General features: G+C 64.6%; 14 protein-coding genes. 6 read left to right on the plus strand and 8 right to left on the minus strand.

Annotation, left to right across the window (positions count from 1 at the left end; translation table 11 throughout):
- Positions 1-27 precede the first annotated feature (27 nt).
- Both DFR51_RS14005 and chrA read right to left on the minus strand, forming a co-directional pair.
- A complete protein-coding gene (locus tag DFR51_RS14005; protein WP_121052217.1) occupies positions 28-726 on the minus strand; it encodes a hypothetical protein in 699 nt (232 codons plus the stop codon).
- Between the two features lie 39 nt (positions 727-765).
- Positions 766-2,100, minus strand: a complete 1,335-nt coding sequence (gene chrA, locus DFR51_RS14010; RefSeq protein WP_121052219.1) for a chromate efflux transporter — start codon at positions 2,098-2,100, stop codon at positions 766-768.
- Positions 2,101-2,130: 30 nt separating this feature from the next.
- On the opposite strand from chrA, the gene DFR51_RS14015 reads away from it, so the two are divergent.
- The gene (locus DFR51_RS14015; RefSeq protein ID WP_121052221.1) at positions 2,131-3,201 is read left to right on the plus strand and encodes a beta-N-acetylglucosaminidase domain-containing protein; all 1,071 of its coding nucleotides are present in this window, start codon (positions 2,131-2,133) and stop codon (positions 3,199-3,201) included.
- Here DFR51_RS14015 and DFR51_RS14020 read toward each other — a convergent pair.
- On the minus strand, positions 3,173-4,138 hold the full coding sequence (locus DFR51_RS14020; RefSeq protein WP_121052536.1) for a GlxA family transcriptional regulator: 966 nt from the start codon (positions 4,136-4,138) through the stop codon (positions 3,173-3,175). The two genes, DFR51_RS14015 and DFR51_RS14020, sit on opposite strands and share 29 nt — an antisense overlap.
- Positions 4,139-4,219: 81 nt before the next feature.
- Here DFR51_RS14020 and DFR51_RS14025 point away from each other — a divergent pair, with 81 nt between their 5' ends.
- The gene (locus DFR51_RS14025) at positions 4,220-4,903 is read left to right on the plus strand and encodes a DJ-1/PfpI family protein (protein WP_121052223.1); all 684 of its coding nucleotides are present in this window, start codon (positions 4,220-4,222) and stop codon (positions 4,901-4,903) included.
- Between the two features lie 53 nt (positions 4,904-4,956).
- Here the strand turns inward: DFR51_RS14025 and DFR51_RS14030 are convergent, their stop codons facing one another.
- Entirely contained in the window at positions 4,957-5,784 is an 828-nt protein-coding gene (locus tag DFR51_RS14030) for an alpha/beta fold hydrolase (protein ID WP_121052225.1), read from the minus strand.
- 114 nt (positions 5,785-5,898) lie between these two features.
- Between DFR51_RS14030 and DFR51_RS14035 the strand changes: the two genes are divergently transcribed.
- Positions 5,899-6,870 carry a GlxA family transcriptional regulator gene (locus DFR51_RS14035; RefSeq protein WP_174234231.1) on the plus strand — a complete coding sequence of 324 codons (972 nt, stop codon included), beginning with the start codon at positions 5,899-5,901 and terminating at the stop codon, positions 6,868-6,870.
- On the opposite strand, the gene DFR51_RS14040 is transcribed toward DFR51_RS14035, so the two are convergent.
- The gene (locus tag DFR51_RS14040) at positions 6,867-8,231 is read right to left on the minus strand and encodes a peptide MFS transporter (protein WP_243445469.1); all 1,365 of its coding nucleotides are present in this window, start codon (positions 8,229-8,231) and stop codon (positions 6,867-6,869) included. The two genes, DFR51_RS14035 and DFR51_RS14040, sit on opposite strands and share 4 nt — an antisense overlap.
- A gap of 63 nt (positions 8,232-8,294) precedes the next feature.
- On the opposite strand from DFR51_RS14040, the gene DFR51_RS14045 reads away from it, so the two are divergent.
- Positions 8,295-10,052, plus strand: coding sequence for a DUF885 domain-containing protein (locus DFR51_RS14045; protein WP_121052227.1), 1,758 nt, complete (start codon positions 8,295-8,297; stop codon positions 10,050-10,052).
- 88 nt (positions 10,053-10,140) lie between these two features.
- On the opposite strand, the gene DFR51_RS14050 is transcribed toward DFR51_RS14045, so the two are convergent.
- Positions 10,141-11,763, minus strand: a complete 1,623-nt coding sequence (locus DFR51_RS14050) for a hypothetical protein (RefSeq protein WP_121052229.1) — start codon at positions 11,761-11,763, stop codon at positions 10,141-10,143.
- Positions 11,764-12,228: 465 nt separating this feature from the next.
- Here DFR51_RS14050 and DFR51_RS14055 point away from each other — a divergent pair, with 465 nt between their 5' ends.
- Positions 12,229-12,516 carry a PilZ domain-containing protein gene (locus tag DFR51_RS14055; RefSeq protein ID WP_121052231.1) on the plus strand — a complete coding sequence of 96 codons (288 nt, stop codon included), beginning with the start codon at positions 12,229-12,231 and terminating at the stop codon, positions 12,514-12,516.
- A gap of 4 nt (positions 12,517-12,520) precedes the next feature.
- Here the strand turns inward: DFR51_RS14055 and DFR51_RS14060 are convergent, their stop codons facing one another.
- Both DFR51_RS14060 and DFR51_RS14065 read right to left on the minus strand, forming a co-directional pair.
- Positions 12,521-13,600, minus strand: a complete 1,080-nt coding sequence (locus DFR51_RS14060) for a potassium channel family protein (protein WP_243445470.1) — start codon at positions 13,598-13,600, stop codon at positions 12,521-12,523.
- The gene (locus DFR51_RS14065) at positions 13,597-14,751 is read right to left on the minus strand and encodes a glycosyltransferase family 4 protein (RefSeq protein WP_121052233.1); all 1,155 of its coding nucleotides are present in this window, start codon (positions 14,749-14,751) and stop codon (positions 13,597-13,599) included. Before DFR51_RS14065 ends, DFR51_RS14060 begins: the two co-directional genes overlap by 4 nt.
- A gap of 110 nt (positions 14,752-14,861) precedes the next feature.
- On the opposite strand from DFR51_RS14065, the gene DFR51_RS14070 reads away from it, so the two are divergent.
- Positions 14,862-16,607, plus strand: coding sequence for an asparagine synthetase B family protein (locus DFR51_RS14070; protein WP_121052235.1), 1,746 nt, complete (start codon positions 14,862-14,864; stop codon positions 16,605-16,607).
- Positions 16,608-16,630: the final 23 nt, after the last annotated feature.

A 16,630-nucleotide genomic window follows, 5' to 3' on the forward strand; every position in this document is an offset into this window, starting at 1 on the left:
ACCTCTCCGTAATCCCTGTCGCCCGGCTCAGGACAGCGTGACGTCCGTCACGCGCGCGGATGCGCCGCCCTTGCCATCGGCTTCAAATCGGACTGTCACGGTCGCGCGGCGACCGCAAGCCACAAAGTCCCACGCCTCGCTCCAGCCGCCGGCGAAGCGCGTGCCGAACTGCATGGGTGAAAGATCGCCGTCGGTGGCGGCAATCCGCGTCTGGCGCATGCCGACGCTCGTCACCTCGCACGAGGGTTGCTGCTGCTTTGCGCGATCCCACGCGGCCTTGGCGGCGAGCTTGCTCGTCTCGCGCATCTGGCTCGGGGTCGAGATCGCCTCGCCGCGGTTGACGACGAGGAGGAGGTGCCGCCCGTCGCTCTCCGCGATGTACATGTAGCGCAGAAGCGGCGTTTCGGCACAATCGGTGCGCGCGTAGAACGTCCACGCGCCGACGAAGGCCCCCGCCTTCAGCCCTTCGCTCACCAGCCGGTCGGCGGTGGCGGGCTGGAGCCCATAGGGCTCGGTGCGTGTGAGCGACTTGCAGGCCTGCGTCGTGGTCGACCAGCGGGCGCGGTCGAGCACCTCCGTGCCCAGGGCATCGAGATCAGGCGCGCGCGCCGCCGCTGCGCTCTCCTTCGCGGCAAACCATTCGGCGGGAACACCCGGGACGTCCGCCGCCTCCTGCGCCATAGCGGGCGCGGCGAGCAGCAGTATGAAAGGGATCAGGCTGCGCATGCCCCGCGCTATATCGCCGCCGTGCAGCAGGGTCGATTCCTAAAGCACGGCCTGAACGGCGAGCCCAAGGCCGATGCCGATCAGCAACAGCCGGCCGATCCCGAGCTTCCAGCGCCACGCGATGATGCCGAGCAGCACGGTGAGCGCGAGCGCGGCAACGTCGAGGCTCGCCCAGTCCGGCAGAACAGCATCGAACGGTCCGGCATCAAACCGAACGGTGCGCGCGAACAGGAAATGCACGGCGAACCAGAGGCCGAGATTGGCGATGACGCCCACGACCGCCGCCGTGATCGCCCCAAGCGCGCTTGCGAGCGCGCGGTTCCCGCGCAGGCGTTCGACATAGGGGGCGCCCGCGAAGATCCAGAGGAAGCAGGGCGCGAAAGTGACCCACGTCGTCAGCAGCGCGCCCAGAACGCCCGCACCGATCGAACCCCCGGCCTCACGCCACGCCGCGATGAAGCCGACGAACTGCGTGACGAGAATCAGCGGGCCGGGCGTGGTTTCGGCAAGGCCGAGCGCATCCATCATCTCGCCGGGGCGCATCCAGCCGAAACCGCCGACAACGACGTCGGCCATGTAGGAGAGCACCGCATAAGCGCCGCCGAAGGTGATGACCGCGAGCCACGAGAAGAAGCGCGCGATCTCCGCATAGACGCTGCCCGGCAGCAGCAGCCAGAGCAGACCGAGCGGTGCCAGCCAGAGGATTGCGAGGCTGAAGATCGCAAGCGGCGAACTGCGGCGCGGGGCCATATCGAGCGCTGTATCGCCCGGCGCGCGGGCGAACAGCGTCGAGCCGCGCCGTCCCGCCACGTAGCCGATCAGGCCCGCCCCCAGCACCACGACCGGAAACGGCACGCCGAACAGGAACAGCGCCGCGAACGCGAGCACGGCGAGCAACCGGGCGACCCCCGAACCAAGCGCACGGCGGCCGACACGTTCGAGCGCCTCCACGACGATAATCAGCACCGCAGCCTTGAGGCCGAACAGCAGGCCTTCGACGGCGGGCACCTGTCCCAGCGTGACGTAGAGCACCGAGAGGCCGAGCATGACGAGCATCCCCGGCAGGATGAACAGCAAGCCCGCCACAAGCCCGCCGCGCACCCCGTGCAGCAGCCAGCCCACATAGGTCGCAAGCTGCTGCGCTTCCGGCCCCGGCAGCAGCATGCAGAAGTTGAGCGCGTGCAGGAACTGCGCCTCGCCCACCCATTTCTTCTCGTCGACCAGCATCCGGTGCATCAGCGCGATCTGTGCCGCCGGGCCGCCGAACGACAGCACGCCGATCCGCGCCCACACCCGCACGGCTTCGGAGAATGGAACGGAGACGGCAAGCTTGCTCACGGCACTTCTCTGGCACGGTGCCGGCGCCTTTGCCATCCTTTCGAAAGCCGCTACACGGGTCCCGCCATGACCGGAACGACACCGCCGCTCGGCCTTATCGAAGGCTATTTCGGAGAGCCTTGGACATGGGCTGACCGAATGCACGTGATGCGCAGCCTCGCGCCGCATGGCTTCTCGTTCTTCATCTACGCCCCGAAGGCGGACGCGTACCTCCGCCGCCAATGGCAGGACGACCACCCTGCCGAGGCGATGGATGCGTTGGTGCATTTCGCCGACGCCTGCCGCGACGCGGGCGCGGCGTTCGGCATCGGGCTGACCCCCTACGAGCTTCACAACGACTGGGGCGGCGCAGGCAAGGCGGCGCTCACAGCGCGGCTAAAAGCCTTGGGCGCGCTCCGTCCGGACATCATCGCGATCCTCTTCGATGACATGCACGGCGACATTCCGGGCCTGGCCGAAACGCAGGCCGCGATCGTGCATCACGCCGCAAGCACCCTGCCCGCACGCGTGTTGATGTGCCCGAGCTATTACAGCGATGACCCCGTGCTCGACCGCGTATTCGGCGCGCGGCCGGCAAATTATCTCGAAGACCTCGGCCGCCTGCTCGATCCGGCGGTGGATGTGTTCTGGACCGGCGAGGAAGTCTGCAGCCGCGAGTTCACGCGCGGGCACCTCGACAGTGTTGCCGAACAATTGCGCCGCAAGCCCGTGCTGTGGGACAATTACCCCGTCAACGACGGCCCGCGCATGTCGCGCTTCCTGCACCTGCGCGCCTTCACCGGGCGGCACGGCATTGCGGGGAGCGTGGCGGGACACGCAATCAACCCCGCGCTGCAACCCTGGCTGACGCTCGCACCCGCGCTGACGCTCGCGATGAGCTATGCGGAAGGCGACGCCTATCGCTATGCCGCCGCGTTCCTCGAAGCCGCGCGGCAATGCTACGGCAGCGACCTTGCCGAGGCGCTCGAAGCCGATCTGCTGACGCTGAACGACAGCGGGCTTGACCGCATACCCGGAGAACGCTGCACATCGCTGCGCGCGAAATACAAAGCCTTCGGCCACCCGGCAGCAGATGAAGTCGCGCGCTTCCTTGAGGGCGGCTACCTGATCACCGGCGAGGCGGTGCAGACGCAGTAGCGTGGAGCGACCGCCACGCGGCGGGCGAGAGGCCGAAGGCGCCCGAAAAGCTCTTCGTGAAATGCTCAGGCGATGAGAACCCGCACACGGCAGCGACGGCCTTCACGGGGGCGCCTTCGCCCAGCAGCGTGCGCGCGCGATCGAGCCGCGCGGCAGTGACGAAAGCGGCCGGCGTCTTTCCCGTCGCCTCCCGAAAGTTGCGGTGAAAGCTGCGCGGCGTTTCGCGCACGCGCGCCGACAGCGCTTCCACATCGAGTTTCCGACCGAGGTTCGCGGCAATGTAGCCGACGAGATCGGCATAACGTCCGGCCGCCTTTGCCTGCGCGCGGAGCAGCGGCGAATATTGGGACTGGTTGCCGGGACGGCGCACGGAGAGCACCAGCCGCCGCGCGATGGCGTTGGCGAGACGCGGGCCGTAATCCCGCTCCACCATCGCAAGAGCCATGTCGATCCCCGCCGTGACACCCGCAGAGGTCCAGAGGGCGCCATCCTCGACAAACATCGCATCGGCATCGACCGTCGTTTCTGGAAAACGCTGCGAGAGGCGTTCCGCGCTGCGCCAGTGCGTTGCGACCCGGCGCCCCCTTGTGAGCCCCCACGCCGCAAGCGCGAATGCCCCCGTGCAGATCGATCCGTAGCGGCGCGCCTCGTCCGCGGCGGCCCGGAACCATTCGCCGGTCTCCCGATCCTCCATCAGCGCTTCAAGACCGGAGCCATCGCCGCCGACAACCAGCAGCGTATCCACCGCGCCCGATGCGGCCAGGGGAACTGTCACCACCGCAACGCCGCAGCTCGACACGACCGGCCCGCCCTGCGCCGATATCGTCACAACCTCGTGTCCGTTGCCGAGCGCCTCCGCAGCGGCGCCGAACACGGCGGCAGGACCCGACAGATCGAGCAGCTGAAAACCGGGAAAAGCCAGGAGAAGCGTCCGCATGGCAGGAATATACAGATCATTGTCATTTCCGCCAAGCCGCGGATTGCCTACGAACATTCCACCAACCCGAGGACACGCAGCATGACTGAAACCTTCAATATCGGCTTCCTGCTCTACCCGGAGCTGACCCAGCTCGACATGACCGGCCCCGCACAGGTGCTCGCGCGAATGCCCGGCGCCAAGCTGCATTTCGTGTGGAAAACGATGGACCCCATCCCGGACGATTGCGGCCTCACCTTCCTGCCGACTGCGACGTTCGCGGACTGTCCGCAGCTCGATATGATCTGCGTGCCGGGCGGCTATGGCACATCGGCGGTGATGCAGGACGAAGTGGCGCTCTCGTGGCTGCGCAGGCAGGCAGAAGGCGCGCAGTTCATTACCAGCGTCTGCACCGGATCGCTGATCCTCGCCGCCGCCGGGCTGATGACCGGTTACAAGGCGGCTTGCCACTGGGCGTGGCGCGACCTGCTGCCTCAGTTCGGTGTAATCCCGGTCGCCGACCGTGTCGTCGAGGACCGGAATCGCATTTCGGGCGGCGGTGTCACCGCGGGCATCGATTTCGCCTTCCACATCGCCGAGAAGCTCCACGGCCGCGACGTTGCCGAGATGCTGCAGCTCGTGCTCGAATATGATCCTGCGCCTCTAAGCGGAGGCACCCCCGAGACGGCGCGCAAATCCATTGTGGACATGACTCGCGCAGCGATGACCGCGCGCGGCTTCGACCTTCGGCGCACGGAAATATCCTCCCTCGCTTCCGCGCGCTGAAAACGAAGGCGCCGGCGGACCCACCCGCCGGCGCCTGATCGTTTGTTGACGGTTCAGCCCTTGATGAAGGCGAGAACGTCGGCGTTGAAACGGTCGGCTTCCTGCTCCGAGATGCCGTGACCGCTGCCCTCGTAGATCTTCAGCGTCGCTTTCGGCGCGAGTTTCGAGGAGAGCAGCGCCGAGGCGCCGATCGGCACGATCTGGTCGTCATCGCCGTGAATGATGAGCGCGGGCACGTCCATCTTCTTCAGGTCCTCGGTGAAATCGCTCTCCGAGAAGGCCTTGATCGAGTCGAGCTGGCCCTTCAGCCCGCCCATCATGCCCTGCCGCCAGAAATTGTCGCGGATGCCTTCGGAAAGCACGGCGCCCTCGCGGTTGTAGTTGTAGAAGGGCACGACGATGTCCTTGAAGAACTGCGAGCGATTGCCGAACGTGTTCTTGCGGATGTCGTCGAACACCTCGAGCGGCAGGCCGCCGGGGTTCGCCTCGGTCTTCAGCATCAGCGGCGGTACCGCGCCGAGCAGAACCACATTCGCGACCCGGCCCGTGCCGTGCCGGCCGACATAGCGGGTCACCTCGCCGCCGCCCGTCGAGTGGCCGACGAGAACGACATTCTTGAGGTCGAGCTGTTCGATCAGTTCGCCGAGGTCGTCGGCATACTGGTCCATCGTGTTGTTCTGCCACACCTGATCGGAGCGGCCGTGACTGCGGCGATCGTGGGCGATGACGCGGTAGCCGGCGTTCGCGAAAAACACGAGCTGGGGATCCCAGACATCGGCCGTGAGCGGCCAGCCGTGCGAGAAGACGATGGGCTGCGCGTCCTTCGCACCCCAGTCCTTGTAGAAGATGCGGGTGCCGTCTTTTGTGGTGATCGTGCTCATGATTTGGTTCCTTCCTGACTGTCTGCCGCTGCATTCGCGTCGGCTTCTGGTGGACGTTCTACGCAGGCTGCGGCAGGGTGCGGATTGGCGGAACCGACATTGTAGGGGTCAAAAGTGACAAACGATCGCGCAGTCGCCGAAATCGGCATCGTCATCTACCCAGGCGCGCAGCTCGGTATGATCCACGGGCTCAGCGACTTGTTCTGGATCGCGGGCGAGCGATCGAAGGTCCACGGGGGCGAGCGCCTGCGGGTGAGCCACTGGGAGCGAACCGACGAAGGCTTCCGACGCAGTTTCGATACGATGCCCGGCGCCGGGTCGTGCCCCGCCGTGCTTGTCGTGCCGGGCGCGCTGTCGAAAGTGCCGACGCCGACGGAGACCGAGCCCTATGCGCGCTGGCTGCTCGATCGCCACGCGCAGGGCGCGACGCTCGGCTCGGTGTGCGGCGGCGCGTTCATCCTTGCTGCGACAGGCCTCCTCGCGGGGCGTACGGCGACAACGCACTGGATGTTCGGAGAAAAGTTCCAGCGCCGCTTCCCCGATGTGAAGCTCGATGCCGACAAGATGATCGTGGAGGACGGCGACATCATCACGGCGGGTGGACTGATGGCGTGGACCGATCTTGGCCTCCGCCTCGTCGACCGCTTCCTCGGGCCTTCCATAATGCTCGAGACGGCGCAGTACCTGCTCATCGATCCCGTGGGGCGCGAGCAGCGCCACTACAGCACCTTCGCGCCGCAACTGACGCACGGCGACGAGCCTATCCTGAAGGTGCAGCACTGGCTGCAGGCCAAGGGCGGCCGCGACGTGAGCGTGAGCGCGATGGCCGAACATGCCGGGATGGAAGAGCGCACCTTCCTGCGCCGCTTCCGGAGCGCGACGGGCATGAAGCCCACCGAATATTGCCAGCAGCTTCGGGTCGGCAAGGCGCGCGAACTGCTGGAGTTTTCAAAGCGTCCGGTCGACCGGATCGCGTGGGAGGTCGGCTACGAGGACGCGGGCGCCTTCCGCAAGGTCTTTCAGAAACGCGTCGGCCTCACCCCCGGCGACTATCGTCGGCGCTTTGGGACTGCGGCTGCGGCCTAAGCCGCGAGGCGGCGGCCCATGACGAGCTTGAAGAGCGCGAACACCACACCCGCACCCGCCCCAAGCCCGGCGTGCAGCAGCCAGAACTCTGTTGTCTGCATCGTTTCGTAAAAGCCGCCGATCCACCCGACGAGCGCGTTCGCGGTGAAGAAGGCGAGATAATAGAGGCCGATCACCGTGGCGTTGATCGCCTTCGGCGCGACCTTCGCGAAGAAGGCGAGGCTGACGGGAAGGATGTGCGCGAAGCCGATGCTGTTGATGACGTGGAATGCGACAGGCCATGCGAGCCCGATCTTCTGCCCTGCCCCCTGTGTTTCCGCCGCCATGTAAAGGCAGAGCATTCCCCCAACCGAAAAGGCCGAACCGATGATGATCTTGGTGATCTCGTCGGGCTCTTTCCAGCGCGCACCGTACCAGCGGTAGAAAAGCGCGACGAGCGCCAGGAAGCTGAAGCTGACGATGGCATCGAGCGTGACAAGCCATGTCGTGGGCAGCTTCTCTCCCATGAACATGAGATCGAACTGCTGGTCACCCCAGACGAGATAGGCGTTGAAGATCTGGTTGTTGGGCACGATCGCGACGGCAAGTACCGGGATCAGCAGAACGAGCGCGATCACGGCGGGCCAGTCTCCGGCCTCCAGCTTCGGCGCGGGCGCTTTTCTCTGAACCTCGAAATGCTCGCGCGGCAGGTGCTTCTGGCCGGCGAGGTAGATCACAAGGCCGATGAGCATACCCACGCCCGCCACGCCGAAACCCCAATGCCAGCCCACGATTTCGCCAAGCGTGCCGACGATGAGCGGCGAAGCGATGACGCCCGCGTTGGCGCCGAGATAGAAAATCTGGAAGGCGTCCGCCCGACGGAGGTCCGTGGGGCCGTAGAGCGCACCGACCTGGCTTGCGATGTTGCCCTTGAACATGCCGCTGCCGAGCACGAGGCAGAGCAGCGCGAAGAGGAATGCCGCCTCGAACGCCATCAGGAAATGACCGACCGCCATCGTGACCGCGCCGAGCAGGACGGTGCGTCTTTTGCCGAGCACGCGGTCGGCGAGGAAGCCGCCGAGGATCGGGGTGAGGTAGACGCTTGCGGCATAGGTGCCGAAGATCGCGGAGGCGAGCGCCTGGCCTTCGATACCGCCGTAAAGCGCGCTGAACGGCTTGAAGAGCGCCACGTTCTCGACATGGCCGGGATGCAGCAGTTCCTTCGTCATGTAGAGGACGAGCAGCGCCTGCATCCCGTAGAAGGAAAAGCGTTCCCACGCTTCCGCGAAGGCAAGGTAGCCCAGGCCGATGGGGTGGCCGAGGAAGCGGCGGTCTTCCACCATATGTGCGGCTTCAGGCTCCGCGTCTTCCGATATCGTCATCTTGCGCCCCCCAGCCGCCGCCTTATCGTGCAGACGTATACCAATTTCCTCAGGGAGACCCATATGAAACTCGGCGCTTCGGCAATCGCCCTGTCACTTATCGCATCCGGTGCGTGGGCCGCGCCCGCCGATGATTTCGTGAAACTGCGCGACGACATGTGGCAGATGACGCTCGCCGAGAACCCGCGCCTTGCCACCAGCCTCGGTGACAGGCGCGGCGACGGCAAGCTCGACGACATCTCGCTTGCCGGATACGAACGGCGACTGGCTGCCGACAAGGCTTTCCTGAAGCGGCTGGACGCGATTTCCATCGACGCGCTGCCGAAGGCCGACCGCATCGATTACCGTATCCTGAAACGCAGCCTGGAAAGCAGCGTCGCGGGCGCCGCATTCGGCCAGGAAGCCACCGTGCTGTTCACCAACCGCTATGGCTGGCACATGGCGTTCGCGGGCCTTGCCGACGATTCCCCGTTCTTCAACAAGGCGGACTACGAAAGCTACGTCGGTCGTCTCGAAACCTACGGCAAGCAGAATACCGACGGCATCGCCGTCACACGCCGCGCGATCGCCGATGGCTTCACGCAGCCGTGCGTGCCGATGGCGGGGTTCGAAAAGACGATCGAGGGCCGCATCGCGCCCACCGCCGCGCAAAGCAGCTTCATGTATCCGTTCCGCACGAAACCCGCGACGATTTCAGACAGCGACTGGACCGCGCTGAAGGCGCGCGCGGAAAAGGCCGTGGATACGGTGGTGACGCCCGCCTATCGCGATTTCCTTAAATTCTACACATCCGAATACGCACCCAAATGCCGAAAGAGCGTCGGCATTTCCGAGACGAAAAACGGCGCGGCCTATTACGCTTACCGCATCAACCAGCAGACGACGACGGACAAGACCGCCGAGGAGATCCACCAGCTCGGGCTCAGCGAGGTTGCCCGCATCCGCGCGGAGATGGATGCGGTCGTCAAAGCATCCGGCTTCAAGGGCGATCGCAAGGCCTACATCGCTATGCTGCGCACCGATCCGAAATATTACGCGAAAACCGGCGAGGAATTGATGCTGCGCGCGGGTGCGCTCGCCAAGACGATCGACGGCCATTTGCCGAAGCTCTTCGGCAAGCTGCCGCGCCTTCCCTACACAGTGCTGCCGATCCCCGACGATCAGGCGGCGGGCAATACGACGGCCTATTACGAGCCGGGCGCAATCGCCGCCGGCCGCGCGGGCGTTTACCGCGTCAACCTCACCGAACTCGATCAGCGCCCGCTCTTCGAACTCCCCGCGCTCGGCGTCCATGAAGCGGTGCCGGGACACCATTTGCAGATCGCACTGCAGCAGGAACTCGAACTCCACGATTTCCGCAAGCATGGCGCGTTCTTCACGGCGTTCGTGGAAGGCTGGGGTCTCTATTCAGAACGGCTCGGCATCGAGATGGGTTTGTACGATACGCCCGAAAAGGACATGGGTCGCCTATCATACGAGATGTGGCGCGCGTGCCGCCTCGTCGTCGACACCGGCATTCACGCCAAGGGCTGGACGAAACAGCAGGCGGTGGATTTCATGCTGGAGAACACCGCGCTTTCCGCGGCAAACGTCGACGCCGAAGTGAACCGCTACATCACTTGGCCGGGCCAGGCACTCGCCTACAAGATCGGCGAGCTCAAGTTCCGCGAACTGCGCGCGCGTGCCGAAAAGGCGCTGGGTGACAAGTTCGACGTCCGCGCCTTCCACGACACGGTTCTGGAAAACGGCGCCGTGCCGCTCGACGTGCTGGAGGCCTATTTCAACGAATGGCTCGCGGCGCAGACGGCTGCACGCAATTAAATCAGCGGATCAGCCCCCTCCCCACCTTGCGGGGAGGGGCATCCCACCGAACAGGATGGACTGGCGGGACTGCTGAAGTCGATCCGCCCTAAACGTTCGTGACCAGCCGCAACCAGGCGATGCTCCGGTCGCGTACGATGGGCGCAAGGGGAAGCGGATCGAATATACTCACCGGATTTTTGGCGTATCGGGGATCTTCCTCCACCACCTTTTCCCACGCTCTGCGCGCTTCCGGCATTCGGCCGATACGGGCCAATGCCATCGCCGTCATCGCATATTGCAGCGGCGGCCCGCCAGGCACCTGGAAATCCTCCGCAGCGACCAGCGCGGCAGGCCCATCGTCCCGCGAGACGGCCGCAAAGAACAGACCCGACTGCACCCATTGCGGCGGGTTGGCATGGAGAGACAGCGCCTTGCGCAGCACCGCCTCGCCATCGGGGTCGCCCATCATGATCTTGAACATGGCAACCCCGGACATGAACTCGGGATTGTTGCTATTGAAGTAGATGACCCGATCCGCAGCGGCACGGGCTTGCCGTTCAAGACCCAGATAAAGCGCTGTTCGCATCAGCGAATATTGCGCGCCCGGATCGTTCGGCTGAAGATTTACTGCCTTCTGCGCCTCCTGATGGGCCTGTGCCAGGAGATCATCCCGCTCCTTGCCTTTCAGCTTCAGCGCATCCTGCGCCAAGAACCAGGACTGTGCACCCATTGCCATTGCCGATTTTGGATCTTCATTCGCCCAAGTCGTGACACAGTTGCGAACTGCCGCCTCGTCTTCCGGCGGCATCATCCGCCAGAAGGACCGCAGCGCCAGCCAGCAACCGTAGGGCGTATTGATGCTGATGTTCCGCTGATCACCATCGCCGTGGATGACGCCGGAGGGCTGCGCGAGCCGCGCGCTCAGCGTCGCTGCAACCTCGTCAACATCGAACGCACGTCCTTCGACAGGTTCGCGCAGGCCGGAACGCGACCACACCACGCGGCCGGTATCAAGCTGCGTGAGCGTGACGTTGATGCGCGTTCCGCTAGGGACGGCACGCAATGTCGCGTCGAGCCGATAATCGGCCGCGGGTGAAAGCTCGTTGGAGACATCGACGGCGGTGAATCTGTCGAGCCCATCGCGCAAACCTCCCGTCAGATCGACAGCGGCGTCGCGCTGTGCCTGCGCCGGATCCAGCGCTATAACGGGTGCCAGATAAACCACCGGGAAATTGCGAACGCGCCAGACATTCTGTTCGGGACGCCAGAAGAAAAATGCCGCCAACAAAACCGCAATTGCCGCGCCCCCGATGGCGACGTAGCGCATCGCTGCCATTTTCGATTTGACAATTTTCGGCTTGGCAGGTGCGGGCGCCTCCCCAACGAATTCCACGGCATAGCCGCCGCTTGGAACACGTATCTGCACATCCGAGACGGGAGGCGTGTGCGCATAGTGCGCATCAAGCAATTTTCTGAGGCGCGCGACCTGCACGCGGGGATAGGAATCCGTTTGTGGATCGAAACTCGCCTCGCGCCCAAGGGCATCGACCGCGATCGCATAAGACTTCAGCGTTTCACCGCGCCCGGCAAGCGTTTCCGTTACCAGAAATCGCAACAAACGCCGCATGACTGGCGATCTCTGAAAAGCGGGATCAGCCTCGATCGCATCGAGTTCTGCTTCCACTCTGCGCCAGAGCGACCCCTCCGGCTTGATGGGGTCGTGGTGCATCTAAAGACCTCCCTCCCCCTTTGGTTTATTTTCTGACACCATTTCGTTACGAAACAGAAACGTATTAACTTTCAGTTAAAGGTGCATGCTCCTGATTTCACAAGGAAGTTGGGCGATTCCAAAACTCCCCGTGTAACTGTTACAAGCGGCTTATTTTGCCCCACCGAATTCCCTCCGAAAACCGCAGCGCGGCGCCGAATCTATCTTAAATTACCACTGCAGCAACCGGTTTTTACTCCTCAGGTCACCTTTCATCTGATTTCCTGCCCGAACGAACACCAACACTCATTGGCCGTGATCCTGTTCCTCTCAACCGATCACGGTCACACCCCGGCGGCGGCGACTGCGTCCTCCGAAGTCGCCGCCGCAAACCGGTCCTGAAGAACCGTGAGACGGGGTGGAAATTGGTGACGAAGACAGAAAGCGGAGTTGCATCCAAGTTGTTTAACGTGGGGGAGAGCTGGAATGATTGAAGACAGCACAAGCGACGCGCGTGGACGGGTTTCAACCCGCATGTCCGGCGCGATCACGGTGGGCCGGAAACGCAGCACGATTGCAGTGCGCAACATTTCGCTCGGCGGCGCGATGATCGAGCTCCCATCCCCTCCCGAGGAAGGCACGCGCGTTCGGTTCGAGACCGAAACCACCGGCAAGGTCGACGCCCGTGTTGTGTGGGTGATCGGTAACCGCTGCGGCCTGGTGTTCGAACGAACCACCGAAAAACCTGTCTACAGGGCCGCCGCGATCGCCTGACGTTTCAGGCCGTCACCGGAACGATTTCGAGGATGATATCGCCCGAGGCAATGATTGCCGCGCCGGGCTCCCAGAAACCAATCGCCTGATCGCCGCGAATAATACGCACGGCAAGACCGCCTTTGCAGGATGAAAGCGGTTTTCCGATTTCATCGGCATTCGCGGGCCTCTCGACAAGCTGCACGCGCCCGGCCGCGGTTACGAGATCGGTGATGTAATTCACGACATGGCTGCCGCCCGCCGCGCGCGCCAGCAGATGCCCGCCGAGCGTGACCGGATTGATCACGGTGTCGGCGCCCGCTTTCCTGACGAGATACTCATTGTCTTCGGATTTGATGATCGCGCTGATCCGCACGTTCGGGTTGAGCTGGCGCGCGGTGAGCACAAGCAGCGCGCTCGTATCGTCGCGCCCGCCGCAGGCGATGAAGCTCTCTGCCGCCTCGATACGCGCGAGCGACTGAGTTTCATTGCGCGTGGCATCCCCTTCCAGTCCCATGACACCAACAGTAAGCGCCGCCTCGATGCGCGCGGGCGACGGGTCGATCACCACGATGCGCTGGGGATCGACGCCATTCGCAACGAGTTCCTCGACAGCGGCCGTGCCGGTGGTGCCGTAGCCTGCGACGACATAATGCTGCGTCAGGCCCGCGCGGATGCTTTTCATGCGCCACTTCTCCCACATGTGCTGGACGAGGAATTGATACGCGGTGCCAAGGAACAGCAACCACACGAACAGGCGGATCGGCGTCACCACCATCGCATCGAAAAGGCGCGCACGGTTCGTGACGGGAACAATGTCTCCGAAGCCCGTCGTCGTTACGGTGACGGCGGTGAAATAGACGGCATCGACAAAGCTGATCTCGTTTTCGGGATCGTTGGCATCGCGATAGCCTTCGCGATCGAACCAGTGTCCCGCGAGTGCGACGCCGAGCAGTGCAAGGACAATGCAGACACGCAGCGCAAGGCTGCCGAGCGGCGAAAATGTGGGCGGACGCCGGAGCCGACCGCCTTCATCGCGGGTGCGCGCGAGCAGGCCCGGCAGCGTCGGTCGCATTACGCGGCGCAAACGGTCCTCGATCTTCATGTCGTGCTGGCCATGGCCTGCGAATACACGTCGCGGTAGCGTTCCACCATCACCGCCTCGTCGTATTCCGCGACAACGCGCGCACGGTTCGCGGCACCGATCTCGGCGCGCAGCAGCGGATCGCCGATCATGCGCGCAAGGAGCCTGCCGAACACCATGTCGTCCGGGACGGGCGCGATCAGCGGCCGGTTGCGTTCCGACACAATGGCGCGGACGTCGCCCACGTCGGTGGCGACCGCCGGCAGCCCCGCCGCCATCGCCTCCACAAGGCTGAGCGGGAACTGCTCGCTGTCGGACGACAAGGCGAAGATGTCGAAATGGCCCACGCACGTTTCGGGCTTGCCGAGAAAGCCCGGCATGAGGACACGGTCGGCAATGCCGGCGTCCGCGGCGGCCGCGGCGATGGCCTCTCGCTCCGGCCCCTCGCCGACGATGACAAGGCGCGCCGGCACGGAAACGATGCGCGTCGCCGCAGCAAAGGCGCGGACGAGGCGCGGCAGGTTCTTCACCTTGCGCAGGCCCGCGAGCGTGCCGACGATGACCTCGCCTTCACACCGATCGAAGCCGGGAATGCTGCCCGCTGGCGGCGGCGCAGCGAATAGGGCGCTGTCGATGCCGTTTGGAATGCGCACGACGCGGCGGCGCGGCTGCTTCCACGGGCCGAGCGCGATCCGCTCCAGCACCTCGGACGGGACGACGAGCGCGGATGCGGACGGCAGCGCGAGGCGGCGATAGAGCACGCGCGCGGGCTTCTGCCGATGCGCCTCGTCATCATTGAAACCATCCTCGTGGTGGACGAGCGGGCGGCGGGCGAACAGGCGGTTCGCCATCACGCCATCGAGCGCACCCCAATTGTAGGTCAGCACGAGGTCGTAATTGCCGCGCGTGATCGCCGCACCGATCGCTTTCAGCTTCGCGGGGGTGAGACGTCCGGCGAGCGCAGGGAAATCCTGAAGCACGCGCGCATCCACGTGCGGGGCGATCAGCCGCGCGGCGCCGATGGCCGCAGGCACAGCGCTCACGATGTCGTGCGTGTAGGCATCGCCGAACGCATTCATAAGACGCACGGCACGCGCTTCCTTGCCGCCGAGATCGAAGGTCGAGTGCAGATGCAGCAGGCGCGGCCGGCTGGAAGGCGGCGTAAGAGACATGGTTTTGGCTTATAGCAGTGTTGATACACCGATAAAGGCGTGACAAAGCGCGAGAAATTAACGATCACGCGGCATTCGTTGCGAGAATACGAACGGGAAAACGGGGCGGCATGGGCGGCTTTTATCTGTGCCGAGTGACGGAGGAAGACGCCGACGCAGCGCGCATCGCCGCCGCCGAGGCGCAGTTTCGCCTGCACGGCTTTACCCGGTTCACGCCGATCCGCAGCGCTGCTCACGCCGGTTTCCATGCCGCGCCGATCCACGACAGCCATGTTTGCATCCACCGCGATGGCGAGGACTTTGTTGCTGTCGCGGGGACGATGATCCACGATGGGAAGTTCGGCGAGGCCGCACTCCGCGCGCTGCTTGGCGATTTCCGCTTTCCGTTTGAAGACTGGTCGAACACGACGGGGCAGTTCGCTGCCATTGTCCACAAAGGCGGGCGGACCTTTGCGTTCACCGACTTCTTCGGCGCCTTCCAGCTCTTCCACGACGCGGACTGGAACATCGTCTCGACAAGCTTCCTCGCCGCCGCGAAAAGCCTCGACCGCGTGACCTTCGATCCGCAGGGTGTTTACGAGTTCGCGTTCAACGTGTTTCCCACGGGCGACGACACCGTCGTGAGCGAGCTGAAGCGGCTGGGGCCGGACGCTCAGGTGGAACTCGGCGGAAAAGTCGTGCGGACGGCGGTTTCGAAACCGCTGCCCGAGCGCGTCTCCTCGACACCGATCGAGAAGCGTATCGCGGCGCAGGCCGAACGCCTGCGTGGCACAGCGCGCATCTATGCCGAGGCGTTCGGCGACCGGATGCAGTGCCCGCTTTCGGGCGGCCTCGACAGCCGCCTCGCGCTCGCGCTGCTGCGCGACGCCGGGGTCAGCCCTCACGTGTACGTCTATGGCAGCCCGGGCGACGGCGATGTCGAGGTGGCGCGGCATATCGCAGAGCATGAACATTTCCGCTTCGAGCCCTTCGAGAAGGCCTCGTTCGCCAGCATCACCCCGGACGACTTCCCCGCGATCGTGGCACGCAATTTCCACGAGACGGACGCGCTCGTCACCGACGGCGGGTTGTTCGACAACGGCGGCAACGCCTTCGCGCGCCATCAGCGGCAGGAAGGCGGGCAGCTTGCTGTTTCGGGGGGCTGCGGCGAGGTGTTCCGCAACTTCTTCTACCTTCCCGACCGCGCGCTGACGGCGCGGCAGGTGATGGGCGCGTTCTTCGCGCGCTACACGCTGAATGACGTGACAGAAGTGTTCGATCCCGAAGGCTTCATCGACCGGCTGGAAACGAAGGCGCTAAAGGCGATCGAGAAACCCGGCGCGACGGGGAAGCTGCGCCGCACGCTGATCGAGCAGCTTTATCCGCGCATGCGCTGCCGCGCGTTCTTCGGGCGCGAAATCAGCCTTGTCGGACGACAGGGCGCCTATTTCATGCCCTTCTTCGACCACGAAGTGATCGCCGCCGCGCTGCAACTGCCCATCGCATGGAAGAACGCCGGCCGCTTCGAAGCCGCGCTGCTCACCCACATCGACCCGGTGCTTGCGGCCTACCCTTCAGACTACGGCTACAGCTTCGACCGCCCGCCGACGCTTTCGCACCGCATGAACGAGCTCGGCACGCGCGTGCGACCGCCATGGCTGCGTCAGCGCAGCTATGCGGTGCGGCGCCATTTGGGGCCGATCCGCGACGAACATGGCGGGCTGCTGACGCCCGCCTTCCTCGGCCGCGTGCTCGACCTGCATTTCCCGCACATGCAGCAGTTTTTCAAAATGAAAGCGATCACGGACAGCGGACTTTACCGGCGGATCGCGACGCTCGAATATCTGGCGCAGCATCTTGAGCGCCAGATCATTTGACACGAATCTTTTGACTCTCACTC

It is taken from the genome of Sphingosinicella microcystinivorans (assembly GCF_003634215.1).
Classification (GTDB): Bacteria; Pseudomonadota; Alphaproteobacteria; order Sphingomonadales; family Sphingomonadaceae; genus Sphingosinicella; species Sphingosinicella microcystinivorans.